Raw genomic sequence first — 19,059 nt, 5'->3', positions numbered from 1 at the left:
GCGCTCACGGTACGGAGCGGACGCCGAGTGCCTGCTCGGGAATCCACAGAGCGCCGAGGGGCGCTCCACAGACCGCTCATAGGAAACTCTCGATACTCGAAGTCGTGACCATCTCCCAGCCTGCAGCAGCCCCGCGCCTCACGCGTGCCGACGGAACACCGTTGCGCATCCTCGTCGTCGACGACGAGGCCAGCCTCACCGACCTCCTGTCCATGGCGCTCCGCTACGAGGGCTGGGACGTCAAGAGCGCGAACGGCGGCCAGGACGCACTGAGCACGGCGCGCGAGTGGAAGCCGGACGCGATGGTGCTCGACGTGATGATGCCGGACCTCGACGGTCTGCAGGTGCTCAGCCGGCTGCGGCAGAACAACGACGACACCCCCGTGCTGTTCCTCACCGCCAAGGACTCCGTGGAGGACCGCGTCACCGGTCTCACCGCGGGCGGCGACGACTACGTCACGAAGCCCTTCTCCCTCGAAGAGGTCGTGGCGAGGCTCCGCGGGCTCATCCGTCGCTCCCAGATCTCGATCTCCGAGGCCGGCGACTCGCGCATCGTCGTGGGCGACCTGGTGCTCGACGAGGAGTCGTACGAGGTGTCCCGCGCCGGTCGGCCGATCGAGCTGACCGCGACCGAGTTCGAGCTCCTCCGCTTCCTGATGCGCAACCCGCGCCGCGTGCTGTCGAAGGCGCAGATCCTCGACCGCGTGTGGTCCTACGACTTCGGGGGCAAGTCCTCCGTCGTCGAGATCTACATCTCCTACCTGCGCAAGAAGATCGACGCGGGCGAGACCCCGATGATCCACACCGTGCGCGGCGTCGGGTACGTCATCAAGCCCACGTCCTGAGGTCGGTGCAGTGACCCTCCGTCGTCGGCTCGTCCTGAGCATCGTCGCGCTCGTCGTCGCCGTCAGCGCGGTCATCGGTGCCGGGAGCATCATCGCGCTCGCGTCCATCCAGACGGGCACGATCGACAGCCAGCTCTCGAAGGCGACCGACCGTGCGAGCACGAAGTTCGGCGAGGGACAGCAGAACCCGAACGGGCAGCGCCCGAACGACGACGCCCTGCAACCCCTCGGCCAGGCGGCCGGCACCCTCACCGCGTACTACTTCTCCGGTGGCGGCGCGGGCGGGATCGTCCTGACCGACAACAGCTCGCGGCTGCAGCTCACGACGACGCAGCTCGACCGCCTGGGCAACGTCAAGGTCGGCGTCGACCCGGCCACGATGGACCTCGGCGGATCGCTCGGCCGCTACCGCGTGGCCGCCGTGCAGGTCGACAACCCGGTGCTCGGCAACGCCGTCCTCGTGGTCGGACTCCCGATGTCGCCCGTGTACGAGAGCGTCCGGTCGCTGCTGCTCGTCGTGATCATCGTCGTCGCGGCAGCGCTCGTCGCCGCGTCCGTCGTCGCCGCGGTCGTCGTCCGCCGGTCCTTGCGGCCGCTCGAACGGGTCGCCGAGACCGCCTCGACCGTCGCCCGCATGCCACTCGAGCGCAGCGACGCCCTGCAGGACGTCCGCGTGCCCGACACCGACCCCCGCACCGAGGTCGGCCGCGTCGGCAGCGCCTTCAACCGGATGCTCGGCCACATCGCCGGCGCCATGCAGGCCCGCGAGCGCTCCGAGCAGAAGGTCCGCCAGTTCGTCGCCGACGCGTCGCACGAACTCCGGACGCCCCTGGCATCGGTGCGCGGGTACGCCGAGCTCACCCGTCGGATGGGTGCGGACCTGCCGAAGGACGTCGTGTACGCGATGAGCCGGATCGAGTCCGAGTCGAAGCGCATGACGAGCATGGTCGAGGACCTGCTGCTGCTCGCCCGACTCGACGAGGGCCGCGAGATCCAGTTCGACGACGTGGACCTCACCGGGCTCGTGCTCGACGCGGTGAACGACGCGCACGCGGCATCGCCGGACCACCCGATCGAGGTGGACGTCCCGTCGACCCCCGTGACGGTGGTGGGCGACGCCGCGCGCCTGCACCAGGTGATCGTCAACCTCGTCACCAACGCCCGGACCCACACCCCGGACGGCACCCGCATCACCGTGGGGCTCGCGCCGTCGGCCTCGGGGACCGGCGTGGACCTGACCGTGCGGGACACCGGGCAGGGCATCGACCCGGAGTTCCTGCCGAAGCTGTTCGAGCGGTTCGCCCGCGCCGACAGCTCCCGCTCGCGCACCGCGGGGTCGACGGGGCTCGGGCTCGCCATCGTGGACGCGGTCGTGCAGGCGCACGGCGGGTCCGTGGACGTGACGAGCGAGCCGGGGGACACCGTGTTCACGGTGCACCTGCCGTCGGAGCGGCCGGTGGCCGACGCGGCGTCGGCCGCGGCGTCGTCCGTGGCTGCGGCTGGCGGTGCGTCGGCAGCGGCCGCTGCGCCTGCTGCGTCGTCCGCGTCCGCGTCCGCTTCCGCTTCCCCGTCCGAGGACGCGACCGACGACTGGTCGGCGACCCCGGTCCCGTCCGCCACCGACTGACGCACGGGAGGCGCGGTGCGGGCCGGCACCGCGCCTCCCGTCCGACGGTTGGTCGCGACCGTCGTGCCGTGCTACAGTTCTCGAAGCCAAAGACCGCCGGTTGTCGTGCTGCTCGCAGCGCGAACGAAGGTCCTCACTCATGAGGCAGCCCGCGCAGGTGTTCCGAACCTCTCCTTCCGTTCGCGGGGGAGCAGCTCCGAGCCTCTGCGCCGGAGCTTTTTTCATGTGGTGGAGTCCTGGGGCTGCCGGCAAGAACCCCAAGGAGAACCATGGCGAACAAGGAAGCTGCGGTCGCCGAGCTCACGGAGTCCTTCCGTAGCTCGAACGCCGTTCTGCTCACCGAGTACCGCGGTCTCACGGTCGCGCAGCTCAAGGAGCTCCGCAACTCGATCCGTGAGCACGCCACGTACGCCGTGGTGAAGAACACGCTGACCAAGATCGCGGCGAACAACGCCGGCATCTCGTCGTTCGACGACGAGCTCGCCGGTCCGTCCGCTCTCGCCTTCGTCCACGGTGACACCGTCGCCGTCGCGAAGTCGCTGCGTGCATTCGCCAAGGCGAACCCCGAGCTCGTGGTGAAGGGTGGTTACTTCGACGGTAACCCGCTCTCCGCGACCGAGGTGGACAAGCTCGCCGACCTCGAGTCCCGTGAAGTCCTGCTCGGCAAGCTCGCCGGCGCCTTCAAGGCCTCGCTGTTCGGTGCTGCGTACCTGTTCCAGGCCCCCCTCTCGCAGGCCGTCCGCACCGTGGACGCCCTTCGCGAGAAGCAGGAGTCCGCGGCCTGATCAGGCTCGCGTTCCACAACCACACGATCTAGCTAGTAGTAGGAGAAAATCATGGCGAAGCTTTCGCAGGACGAGCTCATCGAGGCCTTCAAGGAGCTCACGCTCATCGAGCTCTCGGACTTCGTGAAGAAGTTCGAAGAGGTCTTCGAGGTCACCGCGGCCGCCCCGGTCGCCGCTGCCGCTCCGGCCGCCGCCGGCGCCCCGGCCGAGGCCGCTGAGGAGAAGTCGGAGTTCGACGTCGTCCTCAAGTCCGCTGGTGACAAGAAGATCCAGGTCATCAAGGAGGTCCGTGGCCTGACGTCGCTCGGCCTCGGTGAGGCCAAGGCGCTCGTCGAGACCGCCGACGCCAAGATCCTCGAGGGTGTCAACAAGGAGACGGCCGACAAGGCGAAGGAGGCCCTCGAGGCCGCCGGCGCCACGATCGAGCTCGCGTAGTCTCGACCGTTCGGTCACGAAGGCCGCTGCCCCTCGGGGCGGCGGCCTTCGTCGCGTGCGGGGGGCTTGCGGCCGGGACTTTTCGCGCTGAGCGACACTTCATGCCGCCCGACGCCCGTGAGGTGTCGCTGAGCGCGTGAGATCGTCTCCGTCACACCCAGACGCCGTGTGCGCGGAACAGCGCTCGGAGGCGATCGAGTTCGACGAGGTGCCACCACGTGACGCGGATGACCGAGCGGACAGCCGGGAGCGATCGGAGCCGGTCCTCCCGCCGCTTCTCCGCCCAGAGCACGTCGGCGGGGTCGCGCCCGTCGAGCATGCTCGGGTCCACGTACTTCTGCCGACCGTCGAACTCGACGACCACACCGAGCGACGGGAACCAGAAGTCGACTCGATCCACTGAGCCGTCCGCGTGGCGGAACTCCACCTGTGGTTCGCAGGGTGGGAGTCCGAGCTGGACGAAGCGGATTGCGGTGAAGGACTCGCCGACCGACTCGTGGCCCACGTGGAGCGCTGCGAGCACCGTCTCGGCGCGCACTGAACCCCGGGCCGGGCGCACCGGCACCGCCTGCCGGAGGTCCGCGAAGGCCAGGGTGCCGCCTCGGATGGCTGCGTCGACGGCGACCGCGGCGACGTGCGCCGGCTCCGTCGCGATGACGGCGCACGCGGTGTCCAAGGTGCACGTGACCGGGACGCCGTCGAACGGGCGCGCTCGGGTGCAGGGGGTTCGGCTGCTCGGGTGACGGATGAGCCCGGCACGGTGCTGGATGACCGGGGCCGCCCGATCGGTGACGTGGACACGGTCCGGTGCATCGCCGATCAGCGGCCAGCCGTGGATGAGGGCTGCGCTGAGGTGGGAGAAGACCGATCCCGGACGCAGTCGCGGTGCCACCGCCCGAGCTCTGGCGAGGTGGCGGCCGACCGGGTCCAGTCGATCCCAGTCGGCAGTGCAGATGTACACACCCGCGAGGAGTCGCACCAGTGACCCGGCCGCATGTCGCCGCTGGAGCAGCCGGGCGTGCGACGGGTCCGCCGCGGTCGCTCGGAGCAGGAGGGGGCGCTGTGCTGGCGAGTTCATGCGCTCAGGCTGGCCGTTCGCCGGCGGCCCGGACTCGACCGGCCGCAATCTGTGGATGAGCGGCCACTGCCGCGACGCCTGTGGACGGAGGAGTTCACGCGCTGAGCGACACCTCACGGGCTGCGGCGCGCGTGAAGTGTCGGTGAGCGCGTGAAGTCCGGCGGAAGAGCCGGGCGGGCGGGCGGGCGGCGGGCGCGTCAGCGCAGCGTGCTGTGGCGGCGGCCGTAGGCCAGGTAGAGCGCGGCGCCGGCGACCATCCAGATGCCGAAGGCGATCCAGGTGCCGATGCCGAGGAACACCGCGAGCAGCACGCAGCAGAGCGCGCCGATGATCGGCACGACGGGGAACAGCGGCACGCGGTACGACCGCTCGAGCGACGGCTGGGTCCGACGGAGCACGATGACCGACACGTTCACGAGGGCGAACGCCACGAGCGTGCCGATGCTCGTCGCGTCCGCGAGCTCCCCGAGCGGTACCAGTGCGGCGACGATCGTCACGACGACCCCGATGATGAGGGTGTTCCAGACGGGGGTGCCGGTGCGGTGCGAGACCCGGCCGAACACCTTCGGCACGAGTCCGTCGCGGGCCATCGTGAGCAGGATGCGGGTCTGCCCGTAGAGCACGGTGAGCACGACGCTCGCGATCGCGATGACGGCGCCGATCGAGAACACCAGGGCGACCCACGGCTGTCCGGTGACGTCGACGACGATGCGCACGAGCGAGGCCTCGGTCGACGAGAACGACGTCCACGAGCGGGCGCCGATGGCCGCGATCGCGACGAGGATGTACAGCGCCGTGATGAGCGCGATCGACCCGATGATCGCGCGGGGGAGGTCTCGGCGCGGGTTCTTCGCCTCTTCTCCGGCGGTCGACGCGGCGTCGAACCCGATGTACGAGAAGAACAGCCGGGACGCGGCCGCGGTGACCCCGGCGGCACCCATCGGTGCGAGCGGCTCGAAGTTCTGCGCCTGGAACGCCGAGAAGGCCACGATGACGAAGAACACGAGCAGGGCGATCTTCACGATGACCATGACCGTGTTCACCCAGGCGCTCTCGCGCGCACCCGGGAGCAGGACCGCCGTGGCGAGCAGCACCAGGACGGCGGCCGGCAGGTTGACCATGCCGCCCTCGCCCGGAGGCGCCGACAGTGCGGTCGGCAGGTGCAGCCCGAACACCCGCAGGGTCTCGTCGACGTACTCGCTCGCGCCGACCGCGACGGCGGCCACGGAGACGGCGTACTCGAGCACGAGGCACCAGCCGCACACCCAGGCGATGCCCTCGCCCATGGTGGCGTAGGTGTACGAGTAGCTCGACCCGGACGTCGGCACGGCACCCGCCATCTCGGCGTACGACAGCGCCGAGAGGAGGGCGGCGACACCGGCGACGACGAAGGAGATCCAGACCGCGGGACCGGCGAGCGGCACGGCGGTCCCGAGGACGACGAGGATGCCGGTGCCGAGCGTGGCGCCGACACTGATCATCGTGAGGTGCCAGACCCCGAGCGACCGCCGGAGCGGCTCGCCGTCCACCCCCGCCGAGGCCTCGGCCTGCAGCTGCTCGATCGGCTTCCGTCGGGCGAGCTGTGCGCGGAGGGACGTGGGGCGGGTGGGCGCGGACGTCAATGGGACCTCGAGTGGTGCGGGGAAGGGGACGGGAAATGGTCGCATGCCCCCTGAACGGGGTCAAATGAGCCACGGCGGCCCGATGTCCCACCCCGGGGCTAGGTTTGCAGCATGGATCGGGGTGACGCGTCGTGAGCATGCACGGCGGGATGCGCGGCGGCGGCGGTGGTCGCGGTGGCGGCCGGATCTCCAGCGGCGACTTCGAGGCGCAGAAGGCCGCCAACGCCGAGGCGCCCAAGATCCCGAACCTCCTCAAGCGCATCGCCGGGCTGTTCGTGCCGCACCGGAACGCGATCATCCTGACCGTCGTGCTGGTGCTGATCGGCGCCGCGATCTCCGTCGTCCCACCGCTCCTCACCCAGCGGGCGTTCGACGAGGGGCTCTTCCCGAAGGGCGGCGGCGGGCCGGACCTGCCCGTGCTGTACGTGCTCGTCGGTGCCATGGTGGTGCTCTGGATCGCGAGCGCGGGGATCGGCGTCTGGCAGACCTACCTCACCGCGACGGTCGGCAACAAGGTCATGGGCGCGATGCGCATGCGGCTGTTCGGACACCTCCAGCGCATGGAGCTCGCGTTCTTCACCCGCACCAAGACCGGTGTCATCCAGTCCCGCCTGCAGAACGACGTCGGTGGCGTGGCGAGCGTGCTCAACAACACGATCTCGTCGATCCTCGGCAACACGGTGACGGTGATCGCCGCCGTCGTCGCGATGCTGCTCCTCAGCTGGCAGATGACCCTCGTCGCCGTCGTCCTGCTGCCCCTCCTGGTGATCGCGCAGCGACGGGTCGGCCAGGTCCGGGCCAAGATCGCCGCGCAGACGCAGGAGTCGCTGTCGGACATGACCGCGATCACGCAGGAGGCCCTGAGCGTCTCCGGCATCCTGCTCGCGAAGAGCTTCAACCAGCAGCGCGCGGAGACGCAGCGGTACGGCAACGAGAACCGCAACCAGATCCGCCTGCAGGTCCGTCAGCAGATGTCCGGTCAGTGGTTCTTCGCGATCGTGTCGATCTTCCTGTCCATCATCCCGGCGATCATCTACGTCGTCGCCGCGTACCTCATCATCGGCGACGTCCCGATCACGGCCGGCACGATCGTGGCCTTCACCACCGTGCAGTCCCGGCTGCTGTTCCCGACCGTCGGTCTGCTCCGGGTCGTCCTCGACCTGCAGACCTCCGGCGCGCTGTTCGCCCGCATCTTCGAGTACCTCGACCTCAAGCCCGCCATCACGGACCCGCCCACGGCGAAGCCCGTCGACGAGTCCCGGGTGGGGCACGTCGCCTTCGACGACGTGACGTTCACCTACCCGGACGGCGAGGCGGACAAGCCGACCCTCCGCGGGGTGTCCTTCGAGCTCCAGCCCGGTCAGTTCGCCGCGTTCGTGGGGCCGTCGGGTGCGGGGAAGACGACCGTGTCGTACCTCGTGCCCCGGCTGTACGAGGCGACCGCGGGCTCGGTCCGGTTCGCCGGACAGGACGTCCGCGAGCTGGCGCACGAGGACCTCATGCGCCACGTCGGCATCGTCAGCCAGGAGACCTACCTCTTCCACGCCACCATCGGCGACAACCTGCGCTACGCCAAGCCGGACGCGACCGACGACGAGATCGAGCAGGCCGCGCGCGCGGCGAACATCCACGAGACGATCGCCTCGTTCCCGGACGGCTACGAGACGGTCGTCGGGGAGCGCGGCTACCGGCTGTCCGGCGGCGAGAAGCAGCGGATCGCGATCGCGCGGGTGCTGCTCAAGGACCCGCCGGTGCTCGTGCTCGACGAGGCGACGAGCGCCCTCGACTCGATCTCCGAGCGTGTCGTGCAGACGGCCCTCGACAACGCCGCGGCGGGCCGGACGACGATCTCGATCGCGCACCGGCTCTCGACGATCCGCGACGCCGACGTCATCTTCGTGCTCGACCACGGGCGGATCGTCGAGCAGGGTACGCACGAGGAGCTCCTCGAGCGGGACGGCACCTACGCGATGCTGCACCACCAGCAGAACGCCCCCGCCGACGCCGTCGGCAGCTGACGCACGAAGCGAGCGCGCACCAGGCGAGCGCGCACCAGCCGAGCGCGCACCAGGCGCACCGCAGGCGGGACGGGAGGCGCGGTGCGGGCCCGCACCGCGCCTCCCGTCCGTCGTCGGGTCGCGACCACGGCGTTTTCCGGTCGACCCGACGGACACGAACGATGCTCGTGTGGTAGCTGTGAAGGAACCACACTCAAGCGCACCGTGCCCCTGAGCGGAGTCCGAAGTGACAGCAGTCCCACCGACGTCCGACCCCATCCCGCCCACGGGCCCGATCGCCCCCGATGCACCACGCGTCGTCGAGGACGCGCCCCGCAAGAAGGGGAAGTTCCGCGCGTTCCTCACGAGCGGCTCCCTCGACATCCAGTCCAAGCTCCTCGTGATGCTCCTCGCGGTGAGCATCGTGGCGGCGCTGGTCGTGGGTGTCGTCGGCTACCTGAACGGCCGGAGCTCGCTCGAGGCCGCGGCGTTCAACCAGGTGACCTCGCTGCGCGAGGCGAGGATCACCGAACTCCAGCGCTCGTTCGGCCAGTTCACCCAGACGGTCGTCGCGCAGACCCGCAACGAGAGCGTCATCGGCGCGACGAAGGCGTTCGAGTCCGGGTGGGACGACCTGCAGTCGCGGCCGGTGTCCGACGACGACCACACGAAGGTCGAGGACTGGTACCGGGACTCCTTCGTCCCGCAGCTCGACGACCGCAACGGCGGCACCGCCAACCCGGACCAGTTCGCGCCGACCGAGGACCCGCAGGCCTACCTGCAGGCGCGGTACACGGCGCCGTTCACCGACTACGACAAGGCCATCGACCAGGACGACGCCGGTGACGGCAGCGCGTGGTCGGCGGCGCACGCCGAGTACCAGCCGTACTTCAAGCAGGCGGTCGAGTCCGCCGGGTACGAGGACCTCCTGCTCATGGACACCGACGGGGACGTCGTGTACTCGGCGTACTCCGGCGCGGACCTCGGCACGGACCTCGAGAGCGGGCCCTACCGCGACTCGAACCTCGCGACCGGGTACCAGCAGGCCCTGCAGCTGACGAGCTCGGACGACTTCGTGGTGACGGACTTCGCGCGGTACGTGCCGAGCCTCAACGTCCCGACGCTCTGGGTGATGTCGCCGGTGGGGGAGGACGGCAAGATCATCGGGGTGATGGCCGTCCAGGTGCCGGTCGACCTCATCACGCAGGTCATGACGGGCAACGAGCAGTGGAAGGACGACGGCCTCGGGGACACCGGGGAGTCGTACCTCGTCGGTGCCGACCACCTCATGCGGTCGTACCCGCGCCAGCTCATCGAGCACCCGAAGCAGTACCAGCGCGACGTCGTCGCTGCCGGGACGGCGCCGTCGACCGCGGCCCGCCAGGTCGCGGTGAAGGGCTCCGTGCTCCTGCAGGAGGTGAACACGACGCCGGTGACACGGGCGCTGCAGGGGAAGTCCGGCACCGTGATCTCGACCGACTACCGCGGGAAGGAGGTGCTCGCGGCGTACGCGCCGCTCGAGGTCGACGGGCTCCGCTGGGTCGTCGTCGCGCAGATGGACACGGCCGAGGCGTTCGCCCCGGTGAACGACTTCGCCCGGAACATCGGCCTCGCGCTCGTCGGGATCATCGTCCTCGTCAGCCTGCTGTCCCTGCTGCTGGCCCAGGTGTTCGTCCGGCCGATCCGCCGGTTGCAGACGGCGGTGAACCGGGTGTCGTCCGGCGACCTCGGCGTCGAGGTGCAGACGAAGGCCGGCGACGAGATCGGCGACCTCGGACTCGCGTTCAACGACATGAGCCGCAGCCTGCAGGTGAAGCAGGACCTGCTCGACGAGCAGCGGCGGCAGAACGACACCCTGCTGCTGACGCTCATGCCGGAGGAGGTCGCCCGTCGCTACAAGCAGGGCGACGAGACAATCGCGGCCGACCACCAGGACGTCGCCGTCGTCTACGCGGACATCATCGGGTTCGACGAGTTCGCCGCCGGCCTCACGGCCGAGGAGTCCCTGTCCCTCGTCAACGACGTCTGGCGCTCCCTCGACGAGGCGGCCACCCGCCACGGCGTCGAGCGGGTGCGCACGACCCGGAGCGGGTACCTCGCCAGCTGCGGCCTGAGCGTGCCGCGCGTGGACAACGTCCGCCGCGTCGTCGACTGGGCGGAGGAGGCGCAGGGCGTGCTCGAGCGCTTCAACGCGCAGCACGGATCGAAGATCGGCTTGCGCGCCGGCATCGACACCGGCCAGGTCACGAGCGGGCTCGTCGGGCGCTCGAGCATCGTCTACGACATGTGGGGCGACGCCGTCAGCCTGGCGTACCGGGTGCAGGGGATCGCCCCGGCGCCGGGCGTGTACGCGACGCAGCGCGTGGTCGACAAGCTCGGCGACCGCGGGGGCGTGCAGGACGCCGGCGAGGTGCAGACGCAGGCCGGACCGCAGCGGGTCTGGAAGCTCGAGCGCACCGGAGCGGCGTCGTGACCGCGTTCTGGGAGCAGCCGTGGTTCTGGCCGGCGATCAGCGTCATCGTCGGCCTGCCGCTGCTGCTGCTCGTCCTGACCGAGCTGCAGTCGAACCTCGAGCGGCGCGGCAACTCGCTGCACAAGGTGGTCGGACTGCTGCGGAACGCCGTGGTGCCGATCATCGCGATCCTCGTCCTGTCCGTCCAGGTCACCGACGCGGTCGACCCGGGCAAGCCCGTGGTGAACCAGATCATCGGCACCGTGCTCGGGTTCCTCGTGATCGTGTTCGTGCTGAACGGGCTGAACATCGTCCTGTTCACGAACGCCCGGAAGGGCACCTGGCGCGAGAAGATCCCGTCGATCTTCGTGGACATCGCCCGCATCGTGCTCATCGCGCTCGGGCTGGCGCTGGTGTTCAAGATCGTCTGGGGCGCGGACGTCGGCGGGATCTTCACCGTGCTCGGTGTCGGCTCGCTCGTCATCGGCCTCGCGCTGCAGTCCGCCGTCGGCCCGGTGATCGCCGGGCTGTTCCTGCTGTTCGAGCAGCCGTTCCGGCTGGGGGACTGGCTCGACGCCGGTGGCGTGCGCGGCCGGGTGGTCGAGGTGAACTGGCGGTCGGTGCACATCGACACGGGCGCCGGGATCCTCATCATGCCGAACTCCTCGTTGGCGGGGGCGTCGTTCACGAACCTCAGCCGGACAGGAGGCACGTTCCCGGTCGCCACGGACGTCACGTTCACGACGGACGACCCTCCGGCAGCGGTGGTCGCCCTGCTGCAGCGGGTCGCGTCCGGCCTGCCCCAGCGGTACCCCGGCACGCAGCCGGTGGCGGTGCCGACCGGCGGATCGTCGTACACCGTGTCCTTCGAGGTGCGCGGACCGTCGCAGGAGGGCGACGCGCTCGCCCAGTTCCGGATGTGGCTCTGGTACGCCGCCCGGCGCGCAGGGCTCGGCCTCGACGGCGACACGACCGACGACTTCGTCACCGACGAGCGTCGGGACGCCGCCCTGGCGTCGATCGCGCCCACGCTGTACCTGACGGGCGACGACGGGGCCGCGCTGGCACCGCTCGTCCGACTCGAGCGGTACGCCGCGGGCGAGACGATCGTCACGGCCGGCACGGTGCCCGACGCCGTCCGGTTCGTCCTGTCCGGCAGCGTCGACCTGCGCGTCCCGTTCGAGGACGCCGAGTTGCCGGCGACGCGCGTCGAGACCGGCGACTACCTCGGGCAGACGGCGTTGACCCGGGAGGCGCTGCTCACCACCGCCGTCGCGCTCACCGAGGTCGCGGTGCTGGTCGTGCCCGCCACCGCGCTCGACCAGATCGTGCGCGGCACGCCGGCGCTCGCCCGGGACATGGGGGAGGTCATCGACCGCCGCCGGCAGGAGGTCTCCGCGGCGGTGTCCGCCCACGTCGCATCCCAGCGGAAGACGGTGTCCGCCGCCTAGACTCGACCGCGTGCGTTACGCGAACTCCGTGGTCGACCTCGTCGGCGACACCCCGCTCGTCAAGCTCAACCGGGTGACCGAGGGGGTGCGCGCGACCGTCCTCGTGAAGGTCGAGTACCTCAACCCCGGTGGGTCGTCGAAGGACCGGATCGCCACCAGGATCATCGACGCGGCCGAGGCCTCCGGCGACCTGGGCCCCGGCGGCACCATCGTCGAGCCGACCTCCGGCAACACCGGTGTCGGCCTCGCGCTCGTCGCCCAGCAGCGCGGCTACCGCTGCGTGTTCGTCCTGCCCGACAAGGTCGGCGAGGACAAGCGGAACGTGCTCACCGCGTACGGCGCCGAGATCGTCGTCACGCCGACGGCCGTCCCGCCCGAGCACCCGGAGTCGTACTACTCGGTGTCCGACCGGCTGGTGCGCGAGATCCCCGGCGCCTACAAGCCGAACCAGTACGCCAACCCGAACGGCCCGCGCAGCCACTACGAGACCACCGGTCCGGAGATCTGGCGCGACACCGAGCAGCGCATCACGCACTTCGTCGCGGGTGTCGGCACCGGCGGCACCATCTCCGGCACCGGACGCTTCCTGAAGGAGGCCTCGGACGGCCGTGTCCGCATCGTCGGCGCCGACCCCGAGGGCTCCGTCTACTCGGGCGGCACCGGTCGCCCGTACCTGGTCGAGGGCGTCGGCGAGGACTTCTGGCCGACCGCGTACGACCCCGGGGTCCCCGACGAGATCATCGCCGTGTCGGACGCCGACTCGTTCGCGATGACCCGTCGGCTCGCCCGTGAAGAGGGACTGCTCGTCGGTGGCTCGAGCGGCATGGCGGTCGTCGCCGCGCTCCGCGCCGCCCGCGACCTCACCGAGGACGACGTGGTCGTGGTGCTCCTGCCGGACGGCGGCCGCGGCTACCTCGGCAAGATCTTCAACGACCGGTGGATGCGCTCCTACGGCTTCGCCGAGACCGACGACGAGCGCACCGTGGGGTCGCTCATCGCGGGCAAGGACGGCCGGCTGCCCGACCTCGTCCACGCCCACCCGGCGGACACCGTGCGCGAGGTCGTCGACATCATGACGAAGTACGGCGTCTCGCAGATGCCCGTGCTCAGCGCCGAACCGCCCGTCGTCATCGGCGAGGTCGTCGGCGCGGTGGCGGAGAAGGACCTGCTCGAGCAGGTCTTCACCGGCGCCGCGAAGATGACGGACGCGCTGTCCGGATTCGTGGGCGACCCGCTCCCGCTCATCGGTGTCGGCGAGTCGGTCTCGTCGGCGCGACGTGCGCTCGAGTCGGCGGACGCCCTGCTCGTCGTCGAGGACGGCAAGCCCGTCACCGTGCTGACCCGCCACGACCTGCTCGCCTACCTGTCCGAGTGACCCGCGTCCCGCGTGACGCCCCCGACCCAACGAGGAACGAAGCCCGCATGACCGAGTTCAGCACCCGCGCCGTCCACGCCGGCCAGGAGCCCGACGGCCCCACCGGCGCCGTCATCCCCCCGATCCACCTCACGTCGACGTACGTGCAGGACGGTGTCGGCGGCATGCGGAACGGCTACGAGTACTCGCGCGCCGGCAACCCGACGCGCGACTCGCTGCAGACCCTCCTGGCGGACCTCGACGGCGGCGTCGCGGCGTACTCGTTCGCGTCCGGGCTCGCCGCCGAGGACGCCCTGCTGCGCGCCACGCTCGTCCCCGGTGCCCGCGTGGTGATGGGCAACGACGTGTACGGCGGGACCCACCGCCTGGTCAGCCGGTTGCACGTGCCGTGGGGCGTCGAGCTCGTGGTCGTCGACATGAGCGACACCGACCGCGTCCGGGCCGCGCTCGAGGGTGCTCCGACGCAGACCGTCCTCTGGGTCGAGACCCCGACGAACCCGCTCATGAAGATCGCCGACATCGCCGCGCTCGCCGAGATCGGCCACGCGGCCGGTGCCGTGGTCGTCGTCGACAACACCTTCGCGTCGCCGTACCTGCAGCAGCCGCTGTCGCTCGGCGCCGACGTCGTCGTGTACTCGACGACGAAGTACCTCGGCGGCCACTCCGACGTCGTCGGCGGCGCCGTGGTGCTCGCCGACGAGGAGCTCGCCGCGAAGGTGCAGTTCCTGCAGTTCGGCGCGGGGGCGATCTCGTCGCCGTTCGACGCGTTCCTCACCACGCGCGGCATCAAGACCCTCGCGGTCCGGATGGAGCGGCACTCGCGGAACGCCCAGGCGGTGGCCGAGGCACTCGTCGGTGCTCCGGGTGTCGAGCGCGTGTACTACCCGGGGCTCGCCGAGCACCCCGGCCACGACGTCGCGGCACGCCAGATGCGCGGCTTCGGGGGCATGCTCTCGGTCGCGCTGAGCGGCGGGCCCGAGGCGGCGCGTCGCTTCGCGGAGTCGACCGAGGTGTTCGCGCTCGCCGAGTCGCTCGGCGGGGTCGAGTCGCTCATCGGGTACCCGTCCGAGATGACGCACGCGTCGGTGAAGGGCACGGAGCTGGCGGTGCCGGAGAACGTCGTGCGCCTGTCCGTCGGCATCGAGGACGCCGGCGACCTCGTGGCGGACCTGCAGCAGGCGCTCGCGCGCTGACCCACTCGACGGCGGTGGCGGGCCCGACCTCGGCGGCCCGCCCGGCGTCGGTGGGCGGCCCTACGATGATCGGGTGAGCACCGCGGCGACGAGGACCAGTCTGTTCAGCGGACCGTACGCCCTCGCCACCGTCGGCATGGTCGCGATCGTCGCGGTCGCGGCGTTCCAGAACCTGGCGATGACGACCGTCATGCCGGAGATCAGCCGCGACCTCGACGGCGAGACCCTCTACGCGCTGGCCTTCGCCGCACCCCTGGCGGCCGGCGTGCCGGGCATGGTCCTCGCGGGCAACTGGACCGACCGCGCGGGTGGACGCATCGTGGCGTGGGTGTCGGCCGGCCTCTTCGCCGTCGGCACCGCCGTCGTCATGCTGGCCCCGACGATGGAGGTCTTCCTCGTCGGCCGGCTCGTCGAGGGCTTCGGTGCCGGCGCGATCGACGTCGTGCTCTACGTCCTCGTCGCCCGGATCTTCCCCGCCGACCTGCACGGCCCGGTGTTCGCCGGGTTCGCCGCCGCGTGGGTGGTGCCGGCGCTCGTCGGTCCGGCGCTCGCGGGCATCGTCACCGACGTCTGGAACTGGCACTGGGTGTTCGCCGGTGCACTCGTCATCGCGGTCGGCGCGTTCGCCCTGCTCGTCCCGACCCTCGGCCGGCTGCACCCACCCGCACCCGAGGTCCGTCCGGCGTGGCAGCGGTCCCGGATCGGCTGGTCGGTCGCCGCCGCGGTGGCGATCCTGCTGCTCAACGTCGCCCCGGACCTCGGCGCGTGGGCGCGGGTCGCCGCCGTGCTCATCGGCCTCCTCGGGACGTGGTTCGCACTCCGCCCGCTGCTGCCCGCCGGCACCTTCCGCGCCGCCCCGGGGCTGCCGTCGGTGATCCTGCTGCGGGGGCTCGTCGCCGCCTCGTTCTTCGGCAGCGAGGCGTACGTGCCGTTCCTGCTGCAGGCGAAGGACGGCCTGTCCGCCTCGGCGGCGGGGCTCGCACTGACGGTCGCGGCGCTCAGCTGGGCCGGGTCGAGCTGGCTGCACGGACGGCTGGGCGAGGAACGGCTCACCGCGACCCGGACCTTCGCGATCGGTCTCGCGCTCGTGCTCGTCAGCCTGCTCACGGCGCTGACGGTCGCCACGTTCGGCCTGCCGTGGTGGCTGCTCGTCGTCGGGTGGTTCGTCGGCGGCGCGGGCATGGGGGCGATCTACCCGCGGACCTCGATGCTGACGCTGCGCTTCTCCGGCGAGGGCGACGACGGGTTCGCGAGCTCGGCCCTGACCATCGCCGACGCCTCGGGCAGCGTGATCGGGCTCGCCGTCACCGGGCTGCTGTTCATCGGGACGGGCGGTGCCGACGCCGCGGTGTCGTTCCCGCTCGTGTTCGGCGGCATGACCCTGATCGCGGTGCTCGCCGTCGCCGCGGTCCGTCGCCTCGGCCCCGTCCCGGCACCGTCCGTCGTCGCGGTGGGCGGGTAGCGTGGCGGTCGTGCTCCTCCGCGTCGTCACCGCCACCGTCGTCATCGGTGCGGCCCTCGCCCTGGCCGGCTGCCAGGGCACGACGTCGGCGGCGCCCACGCCGGTGCAGAGCACGGACCTGACCAGCTCCGACGGCGGGTTCGACCGGCACGCGGTCATCGGCGTGGTCCTCGAACCCGGGCAGGACACGCTCGGTACCGACCTGCGGGCCGGACTGACCGACGCCGGCTTCGCCGCGGACGTCCGCGTCGCACCGGCCGACGGGTCCGCCGCGGCGCAGCGCACCGCGGTGGACCAGCTCGTGCGCACGGGCGCGAAGGCCTTGCTCGTGCGGGCGGTCGACGCCTCGGCGCTGACCGGGGTCATCCAGACGGCGCACGACGCCGGTGTCGTCGTGGTGTCGCTGGGGGACCCGCTGCCGACGAGCGGCACGGGTGGCGACGGCGTCTCCGCGGACTACCGGGTGCCGGCCGGCGACGACCAGGCCGACCTCGTCAGCGGGGCCGTCGACGTGGTCGAGTCGCTCCAGCGCGGCGAGAAGCCCACGACCGACTGACGTCCGTCGGGCAGGGCGGTCAGCGCCACCACGACGGGAACGACAGCACGATCGTGTCGACCAGTGCCTTCCGCGACCGTCGCGGTCCGGCGAGCCAGGCCTCGATCGCGCCGACGAAGCCCTGCGCCACGAAGCCCGCGGCGACGTCGTCGAGGAGTTCCGGCCGGTGCTCGCGCTCGAGCGTCCGGATGTGCTGCTCGCTCGACACCGTGAAGTGCTCCACGAGGAGTCGGTGCAGCGACGCGTCGTTCGGGTCCGGCAGCGCCTTGCCGTAGATCTCGCGGTGCGCGACGACGTGCTCGACGACGGCGTTGATGCCGCGTCGGGTGATCGTCGCGAACTCGTCGACGCCGGCACCCCGGGCGAACGCCGCGCGTCGGACCTCGGCGTCGTCCTCGCGGATGCGGTCGAGCTCCGGTGTGAGGACGTCGGCGAGCAACGACCCGGGGGAGACCGCGTGCGAGTAGAACGTGGCGCGGTTGATGCCGGCCGCCCGAGTGACGTCGGCGACCGTGATCTCGGACACCGGCCGGTCGGCGGCCAGTCGCAGGATGGCCTCGCGCAGGGCAGCGGTCGTGTGCAGGATGCGGGCATCCACCATGACGCCACCCCCTTCTGATCCGGTTCCGCCCCGCCGGTGTTCCGGCGGAACGGGCGGGACGACGTCCGCCGGCGGTCGACCGGCGGCGAGCAGTCCGACGGTACCGCATGTGCCGCGTCCGAGCGGGGCGGGGTCCGTGGCAACACGCGGGAGAACGCCCCGGACTGCTGCGATGGCGCTCGGGGGACCCGTAGGATGGTTCCGCGGACGAATCGATTCGATCGACGCCGCGATCACCTCCCCACCCCTCACCGTCGAAGGACTCCTGCTCGTGACCGCGCCCGCCACCACCGGTTCGCTCCGTGTCGTCCTGCACCCGGGAGACGCGCTCTCCCGCCGGCAGCGACTCGTCTACGTCTTCGTCCTGGGCGCCCTCACCGCGCTCGGACCGTTCACGATCGACCTCTACCTCCCGGCGTTCCCGTCGCTCAAGGACGAGTTCGGCATCACCGACGGGGCGGTGCAGCTCACCCTCACCGCGACGACGCTCGGCTTCGCGGCCGGACAGCTGCTGGTCGGCCCGTGGAGCGACAAGGTCGGTCGCCGGCTGCCGCTCATCATCGCGACGAGCCTGCACGTCGCAGCATCGCTCGGAGCCGCACTGGCGCCGAACGTCGAGGTGCTGGCGCTCTTCCGCGTCCTGCAGGGCATGGGTGCAGCGGCCGGTGGCGTCGTGGCGATGGCGACCGTGCGCGACCTGTTCGGCGGCAAGCCGCTCGTGCGGATGCTGTCCCGCCTCGCGATGGTGAACGGCCTGGCGCCCATCCTCGCCCCGCTCATCGGCTCGCAGATGCTCCGGTTCGTGAGCTGGCACGGGATCTTCGTCTTCCTCGCCTGCTACGGCGCCGCTGTCGTGCTCGCCGCGGTCCTGCTCATCGTCGAGACGCTCCCGCCGGCACCTCGGCACGAGGCCGGACACTCCACCATCGGGCAGCGGTACCGGGCGCTCTTCTCCGACCGTGTCTTCGTGGGGGTCGCGCTCATCGGGGCGATGGTCTTCAGCGGGCTCTTCTCGTACCTCAGCGCGTCACCGTTCCTGTTCCAGGGCCTGTACGGGCTCGACGCGCAGCAGTACGGTCTGCTGTTCGCGGTGAACTCGGTCGGCGTCGTCGTCGGCGTGCAGGTCTCCGCGCGGTTGGCGCAGCGCGTTGGTCCGCAGTGGATCCTCGCGTGCTCGACCGCGACCCTGTTCCTCGCCGCCGTCGCGATCATGGTGCTCGACCAGCTCGGCGCCGGGCTCGTCGGGGTGCTCGTGCCGCTCTGGTTCTTCATCGCCGCGTGCGGCTTCTCGTTCCCGCTCGTCCAGGTGATCGGACTCGCCGCCCACGGCAAGGAGGCCGGCACCGCCGCCTCGCTCCTCGGCGCGCTGAACTTCGGCGTGGCGGGGATCATCTCGCCCGTGGTCGGGTGGATCGGCATCACCACGGCGACCCCGATGGCAGTGGTGATGGCGTGCACGTCGGCCGTCGCGATCGTGCTGCTCTGGGCGGTCGTCCGACCGAGGACGGTCCCGGCGCTCACACACTGACCGTCGCACGGTGCCACGGCACGCGCCGGACAGGAGCGTCCGGCCGTTCGTA

General features: G+C 71.2%; 15 protein-coding genes. 12 read left to right on the top strand and 3 right to left on the bottom strand.

Annotation, left to right across the window (positions count from 1 at the left end; genetic code table 11):
* Positions 1–104 precede the first annotated feature (104 nt).
* The 4 genes from HWD93_RS08670 (at position 105) to rplL (ending at position 3,692) form a co-directional block, all read left to right on the top strand.
* Positions 105–845, top strand: a complete 741-nt coding sequence (locus HWD93_RS08670) for a response regulator transcription factor (protein ID WP_031274250.1) — start codon at positions 105–107, stop codon at positions 843–845.
* Positions 846–855: 10 nt separating this feature from the next.
* A complete protein-coding gene (locus tag HWD93_RS08665; RefSeq protein ID WP_261646592.1) occupies positions 856–2,472 on the top strand; it encodes a HAMP domain-containing sensor histidine kinase in 1,617 nt (538 codons plus the stop codon).
* A gap of 269 nt (positions 2,473–2,741) precedes the next feature.
* Positions 2,742–3,257 (top strand): 50S ribosomal protein L10, encoded by a 516-nt coding sequence (gene rplJ, locus HWD93_RS08660; RefSeq protein WP_070418388.1) that lies wholly within the window; start codon positions 2,742–2,744, stop codon positions 3,255–3,257.
* A 51-nt stretch (positions 3,258–3,308) separates the two neighbouring features.
* A complete protein-coding gene (rplL, locus tag HWD93_RS08655) occupies positions 3,309–3,692 on the top strand; it encodes a 50S ribosomal protein L7/L12 (protein ID WP_022907351.1) in 384 nt (127 codons plus the stop codon).
* Positions 3,693–3,843: 151 nt separating this feature from the next.
* Here the strand turns inward: rplL and HWD93_RS08650 are convergent, their stop codons facing one another.
* On the bottom strand, positions 3,844–4,770 hold the full coding sequence (locus HWD93_RS08650) for a hypothetical protein (RefSeq protein WP_261646591.1): 927 nt from the start codon (positions 4,768–4,770) through the stop codon (positions 3,844–3,846).
* A gap of 197 nt (positions 4,771–4,967) precedes the next feature.
* A complete protein-coding gene (locus HWD93_RS08645) occupies positions 4,968–6,437 on the bottom strand; it encodes an amino acid permease (protein ID WP_374115153.1) in 1,470 nt (489 codons plus the stop codon).
* A 92-nt stretch (positions 6,438–6,529) separates the two neighbouring features.
* On the opposite strand from HWD93_RS08645, the gene HWD93_RS08640 reads away from it, so the two are divergent.
* The 7 genes from HWD93_RS08640 to HWD93_RS08610 all read left to right on the top strand — a co-directional run bounded on the left by HWD93_RS08640 (position 6,530) and on the right by HWD93_RS08610 (position 16,878).
* Positions 6,530–8,410, top strand: a complete 1,881-nt coding sequence (locus HWD93_RS08640) for an ABC transporter ATP-binding protein (RefSeq protein WP_261646598.1) — start codon at positions 6,530–6,532, stop codon at positions 8,408–8,410.
* Positions 8,411–8,636: 226 nt separating this feature from the next.
* Positions 8,637–10,862: an adenylate/guanylate cyclase domain-containing protein gene (locus HWD93_RS08635; RefSeq protein ID WP_261646590.1), complete on the top strand. Its 2,226-nt coding sequence runs from the start codon at positions 8,637–8,639 to the stop codon at positions 10,860–10,862.
* Positions 10,859–12,292, top strand: a complete 1,434-nt coding sequence (locus HWD93_RS08630; protein ID WP_261646589.1) for a mechanosensitive ion channel domain-containing protein — start codon at positions 10,859–10,861, stop codon at positions 12,290–12,292. The genes HWD93_RS08635 and HWD93_RS08630 overlap by 4 nt, the downstream gene beginning before the upstream one ends.
* A 10-nt stretch (positions 12,293–12,302) precedes the next feature.
* Positions 12,303–13,667, top strand: a complete 1,365-nt coding sequence (locus HWD93_RS08625; RefSeq protein WP_070418392.1) for a cystathionine beta-synthase — start codon at positions 12,303–12,305, stop codon at positions 13,665–13,667.
* A gap of 47 nt (positions 13,668–13,714) precedes the next feature.
* Positions 13,715–14,860 carry a cystathionine gamma-synthase gene (locus HWD93_RS08620; protein ID WP_071295942.1) on the top strand — a complete coding sequence of 382 codons (1,146 nt, stop codon included), beginning with the start codon at positions 13,715–13,717 and terminating at the stop codon, positions 14,858–14,860.
* 73 nt (positions 14,861–14,933) lie between these two features.
* Positions 14,934–16,322: an MFS transporter gene (locus HWD93_RS08615; RefSeq protein WP_083403413.1), complete on the top strand. Its 1,389-nt coding sequence runs from the start codon at positions 14,934–14,936 to the stop codon at positions 16,320–16,322.
* Between the two features lie 10 nt (positions 16,323–16,332).
* Complete coding sequence (locus HWD93_RS08610; protein WP_175475816.1) at positions 16,333–16,878, top strand: substrate-binding domain-containing protein; 546 nt, start codon at positions 16,333–16,335, stop codon at positions 16,876–16,878.
* 19 nt (positions 16,879–16,897) lie between these two features.
* On the opposite strand, the gene HWD93_RS08605 is transcribed toward HWD93_RS08610, so the two are convergent.
* Positions 16,898–17,479 (bottom strand): TetR/AcrR family transcriptional regulator, encoded by a 582-nt coding sequence (locus tag HWD93_RS08605; protein ID WP_070418395.1) that lies wholly within the window; start codon positions 17,477–17,479, stop codon positions 16,898–16,900.
* Positions 17,480–17,750: 271 nt separating this feature from the next.
* On the opposite strand from HWD93_RS08605, the gene HWD93_RS08600 reads away from it, so the two are divergent.
* Entirely contained in the window at positions 17,751–19,007 is a 1,257-nt protein-coding gene (locus HWD93_RS08600) for a multidrug effflux MFS transporter (protein WP_261646588.1), read from the top strand.
* The last annotated feature ends 52 nt before the right edge of the window (positions 19,008–19,059 follow it).

This window comes from Curtobacterium sp. C2H10, assembly GCF_025407985.1.
Classification (GTDB): Bacteria; Actinomycetota; Actinomycetes; order Actinomycetales; family Microbacteriaceae; genus Curtobacterium.
Note: the sequence above shows the minus strand (reverse complement) of the source record. Positions and strands in the feature narration are given on the sequence as shown.